Origin of the sequence: Actinomyces sp. oral taxon 170 str. F0386 (assembly GCF_000195595.1) — a bacterium.
GTDB lineage: Bacteria > Actinomycetota > Actinomycetes > Actinomycetales > Actinomycetaceae > Actinomyces.
Genome location: NZ_GL882544.1, coordinates 150,790 through 169,273, shown reverse-complemented (window position 1 = coordinate 169,273; position 18,484 = coordinate 150,790). Strand labels below are relative to the sequence as shown.

The 18,484-nt window shown below is 65.5% G+C and carries 11 protein-coding genes and 1 tRNA gene; 6 read left to right on the top strand and 6 right to left on the bottom strand.

The annotated features are described in order from the left end of the window. The first annotated feature begins 338 nt into the window (after positions 1 to 338). The 4 genes from uvrB to HMPREF9056_RS08775 all read left to right on the top strand — a co-directional run bounded on the left by uvrB (position 339) and on the right by HMPREF9056_RS08775 (position 7,818). A complete protein-coding gene (gene uvrB / locus HMPREF9056_RS08790) occupies positions 339 to 2,435 on the top strand; it encodes an excinuclease ABC subunit UvrB (RefSeq protein WP_009404545.1) in 2,097 nt (698 codons plus the stop codon). 78 nt (positions 2,436 to 2,513) lie between these two features. Continuing rightward, positions 2,514 to 3,974 (top strand): arginine-ornithine antiporter, encoded by a 1,461-nt coding sequence (gene arcD, locus HMPREF9056_RS08785; protein ID WP_009404544.1) that lies wholly within the window; start codon positions 2,514 to 2,516, stop codon positions 3,972 to 3,974. Positions 3,975 to 4,250: 276 nt separating this feature from the next. Further along, complete coding sequence (locus HMPREF9056_RS08780; RefSeq protein ID WP_009404543.1) at positions 4,251 to 5,255, top strand: TerC family protein; 1,005 nt, start codon at positions 4,251 to 4,253, stop codon at positions 5,253 to 5,255. A 55-nt stretch (positions 5,256 to 5,310) separates the two neighbouring features. Next, a complete protein-coding gene (locus HMPREF9056_RS08775; RefSeq protein WP_009404542.1) occupies positions 5,311 to 7,818 on the top strand; it encodes an HAD-IC family P-type ATPase in 2,508 nt (835 codons plus the stop codon). A gap of 8 nt (positions 7,819 to 7,826) precedes the next feature. On the opposite strand, the gene HMPREF9056_RS08770 is transcribed toward HMPREF9056_RS08775, so the two are convergent. After that, on the bottom strand, positions 7,827 to 8,453 hold the full coding sequence (locus tag HMPREF9056_RS08770; RefSeq protein ID WP_157185046.1) for a class I SAM-dependent methyltransferase: 627 nt from the start codon (positions 8,451 to 8,453) through the stop codon (positions 7,827 to 7,829). A 69-nt stretch (positions 8,454 to 8,522) separates the two neighbouring features. Continuing rightward, positions 8,523 to 8,807, bottom strand: a complete 285-nt coding sequence (locus tag HMPREF9056_RS08765) for a YciI family protein (protein WP_009404539.1) — start codon at positions 8,805 to 8,807, stop codon at positions 8,523 to 8,525. Between the two features lie 139 nt (positions 8,808 to 8,946). Here HMPREF9056_RS08765 and uvrA point away from each other — a divergent pair, with 139 nt between their 5' ends. After that, complete coding sequence (uvrA, locus tag HMPREF9056_RS08760) at positions 8,947 to 11,793, top strand: excinuclease ABC subunit UvrA (protein ID WP_009404538.1); 2,847 nt, start codon at positions 8,947 to 8,949, stop codon at positions 11,791 to 11,793. Between the two features lie 20 nt (positions 11,794 to 11,813). Here the strand turns inward: uvrA and HMPREF9056_RS08755 are convergent, their stop codons facing one another. Beyond that, the gene (locus HMPREF9056_RS08755; RefSeq protein ID WP_009404537.1) at positions 11,814 to 14,555 is read right to left on the bottom strand and encodes a DUF2339 domain-containing protein; all 2,742 of its coding nucleotides are present in this window, start codon (positions 14,553 to 14,555) and stop codon (positions 11,814 to 11,816) included. A gap of 210 nt (positions 14,556 to 14,765) precedes the next feature. On the opposite strand from HMPREF9056_RS08755, the gene HMPREF9056_RS08750 reads away from it, so the two are divergent. Continuing rightward, positions 14,766 to 16,142 carry a UTP--glucose-1-phosphate uridylyltransferase gene (locus HMPREF9056_RS08750; RefSeq protein WP_009404535.1) on the top strand — a complete coding sequence of 459 codons (1,377 nt, stop codon included), beginning with the start codon at positions 14,766 to 14,768 and terminating at the stop codon, positions 16,140 to 16,142. 18 nt (positions 16,143 to 16,160) lie between these two features. Here the strand turns inward: HMPREF9056_RS08750 and sigJ are convergent, their stop codons facing one another. The 3 genes from sigJ to HMPREF9056_RS08735 form a co-directional block, all read right to left on the bottom strand. After that, positions 16,161 to 17,057 carry an RNA polymerase sigma factor SigJ gene (sigJ, locus tag HMPREF9056_RS08745; RefSeq protein WP_009404534.1) on the bottom strand — a complete coding sequence of 299 codons (897 nt, stop codon included), beginning with the start codon at positions 17,055 to 17,057 and terminating at the stop codon, positions 16,161 to 16,163. Then, positions 17,054 to 18,148 (bottom strand): NAD(P)/FAD-dependent oxidoreductase, encoded by a 1,095-nt coding sequence (locus tag HMPREF9056_RS08740; RefSeq protein ID WP_253269992.1) that lies wholly within the window; start codon positions 18,146 to 18,148, stop codon positions 17,054 to 17,056. The genes sigJ and HMPREF9056_RS08740 overlap by 4 nt, the downstream gene beginning before the upstream one ends. Positions 18,149 to 18,323: 175 nt before the next feature. Beyond that, positions 18,324 to 18,396 (bottom strand) — tRNA-Val (locus HMPREF9056_RS08735). Between the last annotated feature and the right edge of the window lie 88 nt (positions 18,397 to 18,484).

Sequence of the window (18,484 nt, the reverse complement as noted above, 5' to 3'; positions counted from 1 at the left end):
CAGCCGAGTCAACGGCTGCGCCGGGAGGCTGCGCGGGCTGGCCCGAAGGCACCGACGACGGTGGCGGAGAAGGCGACGATGAAAGCCATGAAAGATCCTTGGACTCAGGGGATGAAGACGGGGCGCAGAGGCGGGCCTAATGAGTATCCACATGAACGTGGAACGGGACGACCCGGCGTCCTGCGGGGACCACCGTAATAGGCGAACTCGATTGGAAGGTTCCTTCCTGGATACAAAGACGTATCTGTGTGGTGACAGCCGGATCGCAGGATGATGAACGAGCCGACCGCGCGATCAGAGGTGTCAATGGTGTCGGAGGGACCGCGTAGCCTGAGGGCATGCGTCCCGTTACCGAGCTCCAACGCGCAGCCAAACCCTTCGAGGTCATCAGTCCCTACTCACCCAGCGGGGACCAGCCCACGGCGATCGCCGAGCTGACCGAGCGCCTCCGGGCTGGGGAGAAGGACATCGTCCTGCTGGGCGCCACCGGTACCGGAAAGTCCGCGACGACCGCCTGGCTCGTCGAGCAGGTCCAGCGCCCCACCCTCATCCTGGAGCCGAACAAGACCCTGGCCGCCCAGATGGCCGCCGAGTTCCGCGAGCTGCTCCCGAACAACGCGGTGGAGTACTTCGTCTCCTACTACGACTACTACCAGCCCGAGGCATACGTTCCTCAGACGGATACCTTCATCGAGAAGGACTCCTCCATCAACGACGAGGTCGAGCGCCTGCGCCACAGTGCCACCAACTCCCTGCTCACCCGCCGCGACGTCGTCGTCGTGTCCTCCGTGTCCTGCATCTACGGACTGGGGACTCCCCAGGAGTACGTGGACCGGATGACGCCCCTGGAGGTGGGCCAGCAGATCGACCGTGACGAGCTCCTGCGGCGCTTCGTGACGATGCAGTACATCCGCAACGATATCGACTTCACCCGCGGAACCTTCCGCGTGCGCGGGGACACTGTGGAGATCATCCCAATGTACGAGGAGCTCGCCATCCGCATCGAGTTCTTCGGTGACGAGATCGAGGCCCTGGCCACGCTGCACCCCGTGACCGGCGACGTCATCGACACCGCTGAGCAGGTGTTCGTCTTCCCCGCCTCCCACTACGTGGCCGGTCCCGAGCGTATGCAGAAGGCTATCGAGGGCATTGAGACCGAGCTTGCCGAGCGTCTGGCTCAGCTCGAGCACGACGGCAGGCTCCTGGAGGCTCAGCGCCTGCGCATGCGCACCACGTACGACCTGGAGATGCTGCAGCAGATCGGCATGTGCTCGGGGATTGAGAACTACTCCCTGCATATCGACGGGCGCGAGACCGGCACCCCGCCCAACACCCTCCTGGACTACTTCCCCGAGGACTTTCTCCTGGTCATCGACGAGTCCCACGTGACCGTCCCCCAGATCGGGGCCATGCACGAGGGGGACGCCTCCCGCAAGCGCACTCTCGTTGACCACGGGTTCCGCCTGCCCTCCGCGCTGGACAACCGGCCCCTCACCTTCGCCGAGTTTGAGGACCGCGTCGGCCAGACCGTCTACCTGTCGGCCACCCCTGGAGACTATGAGACCCAACGCTCCGATGGCGTCGTCGAGCAGATCATCCGGCCCACCGGGCTGGTGGACCCCAAGGTCGTCGTCAAGCCCACCGAGGGCCAGATCGATGACCTGCTCGAGGAGGTGCGCACCCGTGTCGAGCGCGAGGAACGGATCCTCGTGACCACCTTGACCAAGCGCATGGCCGAGGACCTGACCACTTATCTCGCCGAGAGGGGCGTGCGCGTGGAGTACCTGCACTCCGACGTCGACACCCTGCGACGCGTCGAGCTCCTGCGCGAGCTGCGGATGGGCCGCTTCGATGTGCTCGTCGGCATCAACCTGCTGCGTGAAGGTCTGGACCTCCCGGAGGTCTCGCTGGTATCCATCCTGGATGCGGACAAGGAGGGCTTCCTGCGTTCAACCCGCTCCCTCATCCAGACCATCGGGCGCGCTGCCCGCAACGTCTCCGGTGAGGTCCACATGTACGCCGACACCATCACCCCTGCCATGGCCGAGGCCATTGAGGAGACCGAACGGCGCCGCACCAAGCAGCTGACGTACAACACCGAGCACGGTATCGACCCGCAGCCACTGCGCAAGAAGATCGCCGACGTCACCGACATGCTCGCCCGTGAGGACGTCGATACCGCCGACCTTCTGGCTGGCGGCTACCGGGGGCACGAGGACTCCTCGGTGCGAGCCCGGCGCAAGCACGCGGCAGAGGCCACGGTGCGCGAGAAGCTCGCCGGGGCGGCGCAGGGAGACCTCGTTGAGCTCATCAACGAGCTCACTCAGCAGATGCACGCCGCTGCCGAGGACCTCCACTTTGAGCTCGCCGCCCGGCTGCGCGACGAGATCCAGGATCTCAAGAAGGAGCTGCGCGCCATGCGAGCCGCAGACTAATAGGGAGATCCTTGTCGACACTTCACATCTACCGTATGGTAGATTGTGTTGTCATTGTCGCAAGGGGGCGTGAGCGGCATGAGTGGATCTGCCGTTGAGACCAGCAGTACGGACTCGCAGGGCGGGGCCCCGGTGGCCGGTAAGGTGTCGCTGGCTGCACTGACCGCCCTCGGTATCGGGTCGATGATCGGAGGCGGCATCTTCGGGCTGCCGCAGCAGATGGCCGGTGCCGCAGCGCCTGGACCGCTCATTATCGGATGGCTCATCACAGGTGCCGGCATGCTCATGCTTGCCTTCGTCTACCAGCGACTGGCCATCAACCTGCCTGAGATCGATGCTGGTGTTTACGGATACGCCCGTGCCGGCTTCGGCAATCTCGTCGGCTTCTCCTCCGCCTGGGGATACTGGCTGTCGGCCTGGATCGGCAATGTCGGCTACCTCGTGCTGCTCATGGCCTCACTGGGCGTATTCCTCCCCGGATTCGGCAACGGCAATACCGCCCTTGCCATCGGGGCCGCCTCAGTCGTCATGTGGATGTTCCACGTTCTGATCCTGCGTGGCATCCGCGAGGCCGCCATCATCAACGCCATCGTGACTGTTGGCAAGGTGCTGCCGCTGGTCGTCTTCATCCTCATTGGCCTGTTCGCCTTCAAGCTCGATATCTTCACCCATGACTTCTGGGGAGCCGGTGTCGGAACGGGGCCTGGTGGGGTGCTCGCTCAGGTCAAGAACATGATGCTGGTGACGGTGTGGGTGTTCATCGGCGTTGAAGGGGCCTCGGTTTTCTCCGAGCGGGCAAGAACGCGGGCCGATGTCGGCAGGGCGACGATCCTGGGCTTCCTCTCCGTTCTGACCCTTCTACTCACCGTCAACATTCTGTCCTACGGCATCGTTCCCCGCTCCGAGCTCGTTGGGCTGAATGACCCCTCTCTGGCCGGGGTGCTTGAGGCTGCAGTTGGAGCGTGGGGGGCGAAGTTCATCGCCCTGGGACTCATCGTCTCTCTTGTGGGGGCCTTGCTGTCCTGGTTTCTCATGCTGGCCGAGATCATGCGCATTCCCGCCCAGGAGGGGCTCATGCCCTCGTTCCTGGGCCGGGAGAACGCTAAGGCCGTGCCTGCCAATGCCCTATGGCTGACCATGGGACTGGTCCAGCTCTTCCTCATCTGGACCTACTTCAACGCCTCGACCTACACGCGCCTCATCCACCTGGCCTCATCCCTCATCCTGCTGCCCTATCTCCTGTCCGCCCTGTTCCAGGTCCTCGTCGCCGTCAAAGACCGATCTCGGGTCAAGTACCTCGATCTTGTCGTCGGCGTTCTGGGCTCGGTGTACGGCCTGTGGCTGCTCTATGCCGCCGGTTTGGTGTACCTCCTGTACACGGCTATCTTCTACCTGGTGGGCTTGCCCTTCTACGTCTGGGCGCGGCGTGAGCAGAAGGCCAGGGTCTTCAATGCCGCTGAATGGGGACTCGTTGTGCTCTTCGCGGCCATGGCCGTCTACGCCGTCCACGGACTGGCCACCGGTGCGCTCAGTCTTTGACCGATGTCCCTCTCGCTGGTCCGTCCGGGACGTTGCGCACTCCACATCCGCGTGGAGTACTCCGGCATATGGGTGCCAAGAGCACCAGGTTAGACTCTCGCACGTTACATACGGAGGGGAGTACTCCCAACCAACGGCGACGTCGTCATCACGGTGGCACAGGCACATGCGGTCCTGCGTTCCCGGCGTCGCGGCCAGAGCGGCACGAGCTTTGAGCGCCGACGCCCGTGGCGGGAGGAGACCTCCGGTACCAGTTTCCGTACCGGAGGAGAACACGTGGACGTCCACATTCTGGGGTGGATCGGCCTGGCGGCCATCATCCTGACACTCATCGTGATCGACATCGTCGGTCACGTACGCACGCCGCACGAGCCCACCATGAAGGAGGCTGCCATCTGGTCAGTGGCCTATATCACCATGGCCCTGGTCTTCGGCGGCATCGTCTGGTTCGTGTGGGGCGGCGGATTCGCCCAGCAGTACCTGAGCGGCTACATCACCGAGAAGGCGCTGAGCATCGACAACCTCTTCGTCTTCGTCATCATGATGTCCTCCTTCAAGGTGCCCCGGAAGTACCAGCAGGAGGTGCTGCTCGCCGGCATCGTCATCGCCCTCGTCCTGAGGCTCATCTTCATCCTCGCAGGTGCTGCGCTCATCAATAACTTCTCCTGGGTGTTCTACTTCTTCGGAGCCTGGCTCCTGTGGACCGCCTTCTCCCAGGCCCGAGAGGGCGTTGAGGAGCCCGACGACGAGGACGAGGAGTACAGGCCCAGCGGCTTCGTCAAGCTCGTCGCCCGCGTCATCCCCATGACCGACGGCTTCGTGGGCGGCAAGGTCATCCACCGCCACGCCGGGCGCACCATGATCACCCCCATGATGCTGTGCATTATCGCCATCGGCACCGCCGACGTCATGTTCGCCGTCGACTCCATCCCCGCGATCTACTCGCTGACTATAGAACCCTTCCTGGTCTTCTCCGCCAACGCCTTCTCCCTGCTGGGTCTGCGCCAGCTCTACTTCCTCATCGACGGACTGCTCGACCGGCTCGTCTACCTCCACTACGGCCTGGCGGTCATCCTCGGCTTCATCGGCTTCAAACTCATCGTCCACGCCCTGCACACCAATGAGCTCTGGTTCATCAACGGGGGCAAGAACTGGGAGACCATCCCGGAGGCCTCGGTCAAGGTCTCCCTGGCCGTCATCGTCACCACGATCACTATCACCGTCATCGCTTCGGTCCTCAAGTCGCGAGCCGATGCCCGGCGGGCCGAGGTCACATCCTGACGTCTCAGTCGGCAAGAGGAGGACCGTCTGCTGGCCGACTCAGTACTGTCGACCTGTGAGCACTACGAACGCCCCTGAGGCCCCGGTCACCGGGCTCAGTGCTGCTCAGGTCGCAGAACGCATCAGCGCCGGACGGACCAACGCGTACCGCGAGCAGACCTCCCGCAGCGCCTCCCAGATCCTGAGGGCCAACGTCTTCACGATCTTCAATGGGATCCTTGGCGTCGCGCTGGCACTCGTCCTAGCACTGGGTCACTGGGCGGATGCGCTGTTCGGATTTGTTCTGCTGCTCAACACCGCCACCGGCACCCTGGCGGAGATTCGCGCCAAGCGAGCCCTGGACCGCCTCGCTGTCCTGGAGACACCCCGGGCCGTCGTCGTGCGGGACGGAGCCGAGACGGAGGTGGCGGTCGGTGATGTCGTCATCGACGACGTCGTACGCCTCAACGCGGGCCAGCAGGTGCCCGCCGACGGAGAGGTTGTCGCCAATGACGGCTTGGAGATCGACGAGTCGATCCTCACCGGCGAGTCCCGACCCGTGCGCCCCGAGAACGGCGCACACGTCATGTCCGGAACCACGGTGACGGCTGGGACCGGCCTGTTCCGTACGACCGCTGTCGGCGGGGACGCCTACGCCCACAGGCTCGCCCGGGAGGCCCGCAGGTACTCACTCGTCGTCAGTGAGCTGCAGGCCGGCACCAACCGGGTGCTGCACTGGATCAGCTGGGTCATCGTCCCCGTCGCCCTGGTCCTGGTGTGGTCCCAGCTGCGTCTGAGTGGGAGTATCAGCGAGGCCTGGAGCAGTGGTGCGTGGCGGCACGCGGTGGTGGCAGGGATCGCGGGAGTGGTCAGCATGGTGCCTCAGGGACTGGTGCTTCTCACCTCCGTCAACTTCGCCACCGCCTCCTTGGCTCTGGCCAGGCGCAACGTCCTGGTTCAGGAGCTGCCAGCTGTCGAGGTGCTTGCCCGGGTCGACACCCTGTGCCTGGACAAGACCGGTACCATCACCACCGGCCGTATCCGCCTGGGAGAGATTCAGGGGGCTGATGGAGACCAGGTTCCACTTGAGGCTCTGGAGGCCCTGGCCGTGCTCACCACGGTGGGGGAGGCCAACGCGACCGCCGAGGCGATCAACGAGGGGCTGAGCGAGCCCGAGCGGCTCGGTCAGCAGGGCGTCAAGGACGTGCTGGCGCGGTTCGGTGCAGGGACGCCGGATGGCGTGGAGTCGGTGCCCTTCTCCTCACGCCGCAAGTGGTCTGCGATCCGAGTCGGTTCCTCGAACTCTACAGAGCCCGCCAGCGTTACCTGGGTGCTTGGCGCCCCCGAGATCGTGCTGGCAGCAGACGGTCAAGACGTTCTGGAACGTGCTTGCCAGATCGCTGCGCAGGGTGAGCGTGTCGTCGCACTGGCCCGATCGCGCTCGACTTGGACGTTGGCCTCAGAGGAGGAGCCGCGGCTCCCTGAAGGTCTGGAGGCCGCCGCGATCATCGTCCTCACCGAGGAGATCCGTCCCGACGCCGCTGAGACCCTCTCCTACTTCCGCCAGCAGGGCGTCGATGCCAAGGTGATCTCCGGTGACAGCCCCGAGACGGTGGCGGCCGTCGCCCGCCAGGCAGGTGTCACCGCGCCCGACGGCGGTGAGCTCGTGGCCTTGGATGCACGTACTCTCCCGGCTGGTGCGGGCAGTGGTCGGGAGACGGATGAGGACCTGGAGCACCTGGCCGACGCGGTCGAGAGTGCCAGCGTCCTGGGCCGCGTCACTCCCGAGCAGAAGCGGGCCCTGGTGCGGGCGCTGAGGTCGCGTGGTCGCGTCGTCGCGATGACCGGTGACGGTGTCAACGACGCGCTGGCGCTCAAGGACGCCGACCTCGGCATCGCCATGGGCAACGGAGCGCCGGCCACGAAGGCGGTGGCGCGCCTGGTCCTCCTCAAGGGGGAGTTCTCCGCCCTGCCCGGGGTCGTCGCCCAAGGACGCCGCGTCATGGCAAACACCGAGCGCATCGCCTCCCTGTTCCTGGCCAAGACCATCTACGCCTCTCTCATCGCCGTCGTCGTGGCGGCCACGGCAGTCGCCTACCCCTTCCTGCCGCGCCAGCTCACGGTAGTCTCCTCGCTGACGATCGGCATCCCGGCCTTTGTCCTGGCCCTGGCCCCCAGTTCCCAGCGATACCGGGAGGGATTCCTGGGGCGGGTCCTCAGTCTGTGCGTGCCCGCGGGCATCATGGCGGGAACCGTCACCCTGGCCACCTACCTCTGGCTGACCCTCACTCATGCCCCCCGCGCTCAGGTGACGACGGCGACGACCCTGGTTCTCATCACCTGCGGTCTGTGGCTGCTCACGCTCACGGCCCGGCCACTGTCCAGCTGGCGGCTGGGGCTGGTCGCTCTCATGGGGGCGATCGTTCTCCTGGGTGTCGTCGCACCACCGGTGCGGGCCTTCTTCCTGCTGGCCTGGCCCACTCCGGGTGTGTGGTGGGTCATCCTGCTCATGGCGTGCCTGGCCATCGGCGGCATCGAGCTGGTTCACCTCGTGCGGCGTCGGATCGTGCGCGGTCGGGGATGAGGACGCCTCTACCTCGCGGCGACGAGGCGCAGCCAGCCGCTGCGGGGATGAATGCTGACATCCACCATCAGGAACCCGGCCTTGTAGGCCGCGCCGGCCAGGGCCTCACCGTCAGGGACGTGCATGTCCAGGCGGTCCGCCCAGGCCCCCGCCGCCGCCCTATCGGCGAACTCGTTGGCGATCACGAGCCTGCCACCGCGGTTGAGGACCCGGCGGATCTCAGTAAGGCCGGTCTGCAGGTCCGGCCAGAAATAAGTGGTTTCGAAAGCCGTCACCACGTCGAAGAGCCCATCGCGGAAGGGCAGGCTCTCCACTGAGCTCTCCACGACCCGCAGACGTCCGGAGGCGACAGCGGCGCGGTTGACGCTCCGTGCAGTCTCGACCGCCTCAGGGGAGTGGTCAATGCCGGCGACCTCACGGCGAGTCTCCTTCAGGATCAGGGAGATGGCTTTGCCGCCCCCGCATCCGACATCGAGCACCCTGTCAGTCGGCTGGATCCCTGCCGCCTTCAGACCCCACTGGTGCAGGCGGCCGTGTCCGATGTTCATGCTGTGCAGAAGGAGGCGACCCATGAGCGAGGAGGGGCGGGAGAACTGAGACTCGGTTGGTGCGGAGGAGGGCCCGGAAGAAATCATGGGCCCATGCTCCCGGCCGGGCGGCGCGGGAGCAAGAGCCGTCAGCACATGGGATGGTGGGGGAGCGGTTCAGGCCAGGACGCCGATCACGGGGTTCCACTCGCGCGGGATGCGTTCGTTGATGTAACCGGCCTGGTGAAAGGGGTCGTCCTCGAGCAAGGCCAGCGCGCCGGCCTCGTCCTCGGCGCGCACGACGATGAGGGCGTCATGGGTGCCCACGTAGGGGCCGGCGGCCAACAGCCTACCCTCATCAGCCAGACGGCCATTGAACGCGCGGTGCGAGGGACGCACAGCGGCCATCTCCTCATCCTTGTCGGTGACGTAGCGGTACTCGACGGCGTAGATCTTGGTCATGGTCTCAGCATAGGACCGGGAGCTCCGACCCTGGCCCGAAACTGGAGCATCCGCATTCTTCCGGCGTCCCAGCGATGAGACGCGTCGAACACGTGTGCGATCGCGCGGTCTTGACAACAAGCCCCTAGACTCGAATCCCGTGAACGACTCTCTCATCATCCGTGGGGCCCGCGAGCACAATCTCAAGGGCGTTGACCTGGACCTGCCTCGCGACACGATGATCGTCTTCACCGGGCTTTCTGGCTCGGGCAAGTCCTCTCTCGCCTTTGACACGATCTTCGCCGAGGGGCAGCGCCGCTACGTGGAGTCCCTGTCATCCTACGCCCGACAGTTCCTGGGTCAGATGGACAAGCCCGACGTCGAGCTCATCGAGGGCCTGAGCCCAGCGGTGTCCATCGACCAGAAGTCCACCTCGCGCAACCCCCGATCCACGGTGGGCACGGTGACGGAGGTCTATGACTACCTGCGTCTGCTCTACTCCCGGGCGGGCGTCCAGCACTGCCCCGTCTGCGACGCTGTCATCTCCTCCCAGACGCCGCAGCAGATCGTCGACCAGGTGAGCTCTCTGCCCGAGGGCACTCGCTTCCAGGTGCTCGCCCCTGTGGTGCGTGGTCGCAAGGGCGAGTACTCCGAGCTCTTCGGTGAGCTGCGCGGACGCGGTTTCAACCGGGTACGCGTCGACGGCGCCTCCGAGCGCCTCGACACTCCACCGACGCTCAACAAGCGTCTCAAGCACGACATCGAGGTCATCGTCGACCGCCTCGTCGTACGTGACGGCATTCGTCAGCGCCTCACCGACTCGGTCGAGACGGCGCTCGGTCTGGCCGAGGGGCTGGTCATCATCGAGCAGGTCGACCTGTCCGACGACGACCCCGCGCGGGAGCGCCGCTACTCCGAGAAGCGGGCATGTCCCAACGAGCACCCCCTGGCTCTGGACGAGATGGAGCCGCGCACCTTCTCCTTCAACGCCCCCTACGGCGCCTGCCCCGCCTGCACGGGCATCGGGACCCGGCTCGAGGTCGACCCCGAGCTCGTCGTCCCCGATGAGGAGCGGACCCTGGCCGAGGGCGCCGTCGCCCCTTGGTCGAGCCACCAGAAGTACTTCACCCGTCAGCTCGAGGCTCTGGGCAAGGAGCTCTCCTTCGACGTCGACACCCCCTGGCGCGCGCTACCGGCACGGGCCAGGGAGGCGATCCTGCGCGGCAAGGACTACGAGGTCAAGGTCACCTACCGCAACCGCTGGGGACGCGAACGCATCTACTCCACCGGATTCGAGGGCGTGCTCGACTACGTCATGCGCAAGCATGACGAGACCGAGTCCGACTGGTCCCGCGAGCGCTACCAGGCCTACATGCGTGAGATCCCTTGCCCCGTGTGCGACGGCGCCCGGCTCAAGCCCGAGGTGCTGGCCGTGCGAGTGGGTGGGCTCTCCATCGCCCAATTGTGTGAGCTTCCCATCAGCGAGGCCCGAGACTTCCTGTCCGATCTCGATCTGACCGGCCAGGCCGCCCAGATCGCCGGCAGCGTCCTGGCCGAGATCAACGCGCGCCTCGGCTTCCTGGTGGACGTTGGTCTGGACTACCTCAGCCTGGCCCGCGGCGCGGCCACGCTCTCCGGAGGCGAGGCCCAGCGCATCCGCCTGGCCACCCAGATCGGCTCAGGCCTGGTGGGCGTCCTCTACGTCCTGGACGAGCCCAGTATCGGCCTGCACCAGCGCGACAACACCCGTCTTATCGAGACTCTCCAGCGACTACGGGATCTGGGCAACACGCTCATCGTCGTCGAGCACGACGAGGACACCATCCGCTCGGCCGACTGGATCGTCGATATCGGCCCCGGGGCCGGAGAGCTGGGCGGTGAGGTCGTCTACTCCGGTGACGTCGAGGGTCTGGTCGGAGCCGAGGGCTCGGTCACCGGCGACTACCTGGCCAGTCGGCGTCGGATCGAGATCCCCGCCGAGCGGCGTAAGCGCGACAAGAACCGTGAGGTCACCGTCGTCGGCGCCCGCGAGAACAACCTCAAGGACGTCACCGTCTCCTTCCCGCTCGGCGTGCTGACCGCCGTCACAGGAGTATCCGGCTCGGGCAAGTCCTCCCTGGTCAACTCCATCCTCTACCAGGTGCTCGCCAACCGACTCAACCGTGCCCGCGGCGTACCCGGGAGGCACAAGACGGTGCGGGGCGTAGACCACCTGGACAAGGTCGTCCACGTCGACCAGTCGCCGATCGGGCGCACCCCCCGATCCAACCCCGCCACCTACACCGGGGTATGGGACCACATTCGTAAAATCTTCGCGGCCGTGCCCGAGTCGAAGGTCCGCGGATACGGGCCAGGGCGCTTCTCCTTCAACATCAAAGGCGGGCGCTGCGAGTCCTGCAAGGGAGACGGCACCCTCAAGATCGAGATGAACTTCCTGCCCGACGTCTACGTGCCCTGCGAGGTCTGCCACGGTGCCCGCTACAACCGGGAGACCCTGGAGATCCGCTATAAGGACAAGACGGTCGCCGACGTTCTGGACATGACCATCCACCAGGCCGCGGACTTCTTCTCCGCCTCCTCGGTCATCTCCCGCCACCTCAACACCCTGGTCGAGGTGGGGCTGGGATACGTGCGGCTGGGCCAGTCGGCCACGACGCTCTCCGGCGGCGAGGCCCAGCGCGTCAAGCTCGCCACCGAGCTCCAGCGCCGCTCCACCGGCCGGACCATCTATGTCCTGGACGAGCCGACCACCGGACTGCACTTCGAGGACATCCGCAAGCTGCTCGGGGTGCTCCAGGGGCTGGTGGACAAGGGTAACTCCGTGGTCGTCATCGAACACAACCTCGACGTCATCGCCAACGCCGACTGGGTCATCGACATGGGGCCCGAAGGCGGCAAGGGCGGGGGAACCGTCGTCGTCACCGGAACGCCGGAGAAGGTCGCGGCCACGGAGTCCTCCTACACCGGGCAGTTCCTGGCGCCGATGCTTGAGCCGGCCGGTCGCTAGTTCTGTCCACCCGGGTCTGCTCAGGCGGGCGGCTCGAAGACAGTGGCCTGCTGTTCTCCGGTCTTCTCAGGAACTTCAGTGTTCTCCGCGCCGTCGCCGTGCTCGCGACGCTGCTCCTGGGCGTAGCGGTTGTAGAGCAGTGAGAGGACGAAGCAGACAACGCCCGCAGCCGCTAGCGAGACGACTCGAACGATCGAGTTCTGCGAGGCCATGTCGATACCGGCGAGCTTAAGCACGGACAGGAGCACCAAGGTCAGTCCGTAGTGGCGCAGGATCGTTAGACGCGCCTTGAATCCGAAGATGATGCAGGCTCCGCCGGTCAGCAGGACCAGCACCGACATGAGAACCGAGCTCGGTCCGATGTTGGTGGCCACGATGACCGAGAGCCACATGAGCACTGAGTTACCGATCGCAAGGCTCAGGCACACCTCCGTGCGCCGCCCCCAGGGAAGCAGGAGCCACGTGCCGCTCGCCCCCAACCCCAGTGCGACGGCCACCAGTGCCAATGTCCAGGCCGACGAGGTCAGGCCCTCGGCCCACGACAGCTCCAGCATGGCCATGATGGTCACAATGCCTGAGACGCACCAGGACGGCGCCGGTGCTCCTGCCAGCGAGCTGTGCGGGTCGGGCAGTGCCTCGCCGTGGTGGCCCACCCGGAAGCGCGCTCCTCGGCACTGGCCGCAGAGCACTCGCAGCGGCGTGGCCTCACTGGAGACAGCGCCCAGAGCGATGAAAACGATCGTGATCAGTCCTGGAAGCATGCACAGAATCGCCCAGGCGCTCTGGGAGCCGCCCACCAGGCCGCTCGCTAGTAGTGGAGTGAGAACTACGAGGTTGAACACGATGGCGGCCAGTGTCAGGCGCAGGGCCAGGACTCGTTGTCGGACGTGTGATGGAGCGGCGGCCGACACAGGGCCCGGTATGCTGCGTGCGACTCGATCTCCGAGGCCCTCGGTCACAACCACCAGCAGTACAGAGACCACAACGGCGGCAATGAGAGACCGGATCTCTCCTCGGGAGTAGACAGCTCCCGAGAACACGAGAATCGGTGCGGTGCCAAGGAGGGCCAGGGCCAGGGCCGGCTCCACTCTCCCGTCCATGATCGCGGGAAGGAAGCAGAGCATCGCGGTGACAATGACGAAGAGATACATCCGGGGATCGTCGACGATCGTCATGCCGACGAGTGCGATGGGGAAGAACGACGCCTCGTGTCCGATCGCCATGGCGCTGCGCCACTGGTCCGGACTGCGCGGCGAGAGCACCGCGAGCGCAGCTCCGACCAGCACAAGGAGACTGAGGAAGAAGGTGATGACGGTGGTGGAATGCGCAAGCTTGAGATCCACCTGTCCCATCAGCAGGTTTCGGTCAGCGACCAGCAGGGCCACGGCAGCCAAGCCCCAGTCCCAGCCGGCCGCCTTGATACCGATTCCCCACAGACGTTTACTGGCATGAATCATCTGGCAGACCAGCAGCAGGCACAGAGCCAGGGTGATGCCGGCACCTGCGATGGTGGATATGCGCAGCATCGGCCTGATCGGAGCGAAGACAAGAGCCGTCGCCGTCGCCACCATCGATGTCACCGGATACCAGGCGGCCAGCCGCATCCGCTCCGTATTCCGCGACAGCAGCCCGCAGGTGAGGGCCAGGACCGCGACGTAGACACCGATCATCAGCCACGTGACGATGGCCGTGCTCGGACGCTGCACCACATGGTCGACCGCAAAACCGATGGTGACCAGGGCACCAATGGTCGAGACGACCGCAGTGAACAGCACACGGGTCAGGTGGGATACCACGAGGAGCACCAGTCCCCAGCAGGCCATGAGGACCAGAGCGGGTTCCGGGCTGAGCATCCCGTCCAGAAGAACGGCCCCGACGATGGAGACGAACCCGAGTCCGCCACCGGTTCCCGTGATAGTGGCCGCAGCGACGCGGTAACGGGGCCGGCTGATTCCCAGGCGAGCGCCGGCGGTCGTCATTGCCACCGCGATCAGGGCGAGAGTCAGGATCTTGACCGGGTCGGGAATGGAGTTCCATACCAGAGCCAGGAGGCTGACGCCGGCGGACAGAACGAGTACCGCGGCGGCGCCGGAGAGCAGATAGCGCCCGAGGTTGCCCTCCTGCATCGCTCTGCGCGCCCAGCTGGGAAGCTCTCCGGCATCGGTGGCATGCACGTGACTCGTGTCAGCCAGCAGCTCTTGATTCGGTTCACTGGCGCCGCCCCTGCTAGGCGGGGCGGCTGCGTAGCCGGTTGAACCGGGGCTGGTCCAGGGCTCGGAGCCGCGCTCGTTTGCATGGCTGACTGCCTTGTGGCTCCGGACCACAGGCTCCTCGGCCCTGGGCTCGTGGGGAGAGGCAGAGGCCTGGGCCGGAGCGGGCCGGGCGGCTTCCTCGTCGTGTGAGGTCCCGTCCTCGACGGCCTGGGTAGAAGACCCGTCGAGCATCTCGTGAGGAGTCTCAGCGTCGGATCCCGGCGCAGGATTGCTCATCGACGGCGTCGGCATCGCCACGGTTGAGCCGTCGGTGGGTACCGCGGCGGCATCATCATTGAGGGCCTCGAAGCTCTCAGCAGCCTCCGACAATGAGGCCTCGGGAATGCTTACCTCCGCCGGGGACTGGTTGCCTTCTGTCCCCGTCGGAGTGGCGGTGTTGTAGGCCAGCCAGGTGACACGTTGCGCGACCCAGTCGACCTTCTTCTCGATGAGGTCCAGCCTCTGCAGGAGCAGAGCGACATTCGGACCCGCGTTGGGAGGGATGGACATGACGGTTCTCCTGGTCACTCGGTGCCCGAAGGCAGGCAGCTCATCACTCGACCGGTTCAAACGAGAATAGGGGAGATGTCGAAGTCAGCAAAAGGAAAAACTCCCCTGTGGAAAACCTGCTGAGCCTGCAAGGGGCGCCCATCATCTCGCAAACGAACAGAGTCGAACAAACTACCCCAAGAACGGTCAGCCTGGGTTAGGCTACGTGTCATGAGCGAGAACGGACTCACCGCTGCCCAGCACAAGATGCGCGACGCGGGCGTCGCCGAGCAGGCCATCACGGTCTTCACGCACTACTACCAGTCCTTGGAGGCGGGAGCCACGGGGCTCATTCCCGAGGAGACCATTGAGCCACTCACGCAGATCGACTCCCTCTCCGACATCGAGGTCAGTGAGGAGGAGGCTCGGGAGGCGCTGAGCAGGACGGTCCTCATTCGGCTCAACGGCGGTCTGGGCACCTCGATGGGCTTGGACCGCGCCAAGTCCCTCCTGCCGGTGCGCGACGGCAAGACCTTCCTCGACCTGCTGGTCGACCAGGTGACGGCAGCCCGTCGCCGCTACGGGGTGAGCCTGCCGCTCATCCTCATGAACTCCTTCCGTACTCGCGAGGACTCCCTGGAGGCGCTGGCCGGGCATCCCGAGATCCAGGTCGATGGCCTGCCCCTGGACTTCCTGCAGAATCGCGAGCCCAAGCTGCGTGCAGACGATCTGACTCCCGTGGAGTGGGAGGCCGACCCCGAGCTCGAGTGGTGCCCGCCGGGACACGGCGACATCTACACCGCTCTGCTCGCCTCCGGACTGCTTGACGCGCTGCTGGACAAGGGCTACCGGTATGCCATGACCGCCAACTCCGACAACCTCGGGGCAGCACCGTCAGCGAGGATCGCGGGCTGGTTCGCAGCCTCGGGCGCCCCCTACGCGCCGGAGATGTGCCGGCGTACGCCGGCCGACGTCAAGGGTGGGCACCTAGCGGTGCGAAAGAGCGACGGACGCATCATCCTGCGCGACACGGCCCAGACGCCGGAGGACCAGATGCACTACTTCACCGACCAGTTCCGCCACCCCTTCTTCCACACCAACAACCTGTGGTTCGACCTCAAGGTCCTGCGCGACACCCTGGCCGAGCGGGGCGGGATCCTCGGGCTGCCACTCATCAAGAACAGCAAAACGGTCGATCCCGCCGACTCCTCGTCGGTCCCGGTCATCCAGCTGGAAACCGCCATGGGGGCGGCGGTGGAGGCCTTCGAGGGGGCGACCGCCATCGAGGTGCCCCGTTCCCGCTTCCTGCCGGTCAAGACCACCAACGACCTGCTGCTGGTGCGTTCGGACGTCTACGAGGTTGACGACGACGGCCTGCTGCAGATGGTCCCGGAGCGGGCCTGCACCGTGAAGCTCGACCCGCGCTTCTACAAGAAGATCCAGGACTTCGAGGCCCGGTTCCCTGATGGTGTCCCATCGATCAAGGGCGCACAGTCGCTGACCGTGGAGGGCGACTGGACCTTCGGATCCGGCGTCGTCGCCACTGGTGAGGCGCTCGTGAGCCAGGAGGGGTCTCCCGGAAGGATCGCCGACGGCGCCCGGATCTGACGATGGATCGCAATGAGGTCAGCGGGACAATCTCACTGGCTTGTCGATACGCATGAGCTTGTCGGGGTTGCGGACGATGAGAACCTGCTGAACACCAGCCTCGGAAGCAACCAGGAAGACCACGAACTCTACGTTCTCGGAACTGCTGACCACGGCTGCGAGCTCCCCGTTGATCCACGCCGGTGCCACATCGAACTGCGGCGTCTTCGCGGCGACGCCGATAAGGAAGCGAGCCACGGACTCCGCGCCTCGGACGGGACGGCGTGCCGCCGAGGCTCGGCCTCCACCGTCGGACACGAGTACGGCGTCGGGAGCCAGTAGTCGTACGGTGGTCGCCAGGTCTCCCGAGCGAATGGCGCTGGTCAGCTCGGTCCACAGCTCGGGAGAGGGGTTGGCGCGTCGGTGTGCTCGTCCTTCTTGCAGCCGGGTGCGCGCACGGTGCACCAGCTGGCGCACGGCGGTGTCGGATGCATCGATGATGCGACCGGTCTCCGCCGACGACAGGGAGAAGACCTCTACCAGGAGGAATGCTGCGCGTTCGGCGGGGGAGAGGGTCTCCAGTACCATGAGCGTCGCCTGAGAGACCGTCTCCGCCAGGATCAGGTCGTCGGCCAGGTCTGCCTCGGTGGCGACCGGCTCGGGAAGCCACGGTCCCAGGTAGGACTCCTTCCGGTTGGCCTCGGAGCGCAGCGCGTTGAGTGCCAGGCGTGTGGCGATGCGGCACAGCAGCGCGCGCTCCTGCCGGACCGGTTCCCTGACGCGTTGGCGGCGCAGCCATGTCTCCTGCACGATGTCCTCGGCCTCCGCCGCGCTACCGAGCATGCTGTAGGCGAGGGTGAACAGTACGGCGCGATGCTCCTCGAAATCCTGACCGGACCTGTTGTCGATATCTGCGGGTTGGTCGGAAGCAGTCATTGAGATGGGCCTCTCACAATGCGGTACGAGCCGGAGCGCTGAGCCTCTTCGATCAACCACTGAGTAGTGCGGTCCATGACCCAGTCCTTGACTCGCCGGGCCATTCTCCCCGTCAGGACAGGACCGTTGGGAACGTCGTCCGGACTTACGTGCTCGACGAGGCCGCGGTTGCGTCCCAGCGAGACGCAGCGCATGACATAACCGACCCCCGTGTTGGACGGCGGTGGTGTCTTCAGTACGTCGGAGATGAGGATATCAGCGGCTACGGCTCCCAGAGACAGGGCTGAGGCGCAGCTGGGGCGCAGGTGCGAGGCCGGAGGCGCAGCGCAATCCCCGATCGCGGTAATCCTGGGATCGTCGGGCGAGCGTAGGAACCTGTTGACCACGATGCGCCCGTCGGAAGAGGTTGGCACTGGTGGATCGCACGGAACAGTGACCGGTGCAAAACCTGCGGTCCATATGGTGAGCATGCCGGGCTCGGGCTGGCACATATGGTCGTCGGTCACCGTGCAGCCCATCTGACGCAGTTGGCGAGAGGCCTGCTTGCGGGCTCGCGCACCGAGGTGGGAGCCAACGGTGCCGGAGTCGACGATCTCAACATCGAATCCTTGCTCAGCAAGTTCCGCGGCGGTCTCGATCCCGGTGAGACCACCTCCGACGACGCGAATGCGCGTGTGTGAAGAGCCGACAAGTTCATCTCGAAGCGGCTGCAGATCGGCGATCCCGGAGATCGGCAGGGCTCCAGCAGGTGCCCGGCTGGTGCTGCCGGTCGCCAAGACGACCTGGTCGAAGGGAATGGGGTCGCCGTCGGAAAGATGGACGACACCCCGTTTGCGATCGATGCTGGTCGCGTGGCCGATGACAACGTCGATGGCTGGGTTGAGCAGCTCGGACAAGGGTCGTACCGGGTCTTCTTCAGCACGAAGAGCCTCATGCAGACGAATACGCTCGACAAGGTGCGCCGAGGCACTGATGAGGCGAACACGTGTGAGGGCGGTGGCCATTGGGTGAGAAGCGATCCGGTTGGCTGCCATGATCCCGGCGTACCCGGCCCCGATGATGACGATGGTGGTGCGATGCGTTGGACTCATACCCATCAGACACATCGGTGCATCGAATCGTGACAGTGGAGTGGAGACTGTGACGGCATCCATAGTGAGAGGCTGATTCTGAGCCCGCCTCTGCTCGTCTGCTTGCAGAGCAGGGTGATGCGAAAATACCCGCCCTTGGGGCGGGTACTGTCAACTTGATGTCAAGATACTGCGGTGGGCGATACTGGAATCGAACCAGTGACCTCCTCGGTGTGAACGAGGCGCTCTAACCCCTGAGCCAATCGCCCGGTGCGGCGCTAACCCTAGCCAGGCGCGCGCCGCGGGAGCAAATGCCTGCTCGGTGAGGTGAATCACCACGATGCTGTTTGCCTGTCG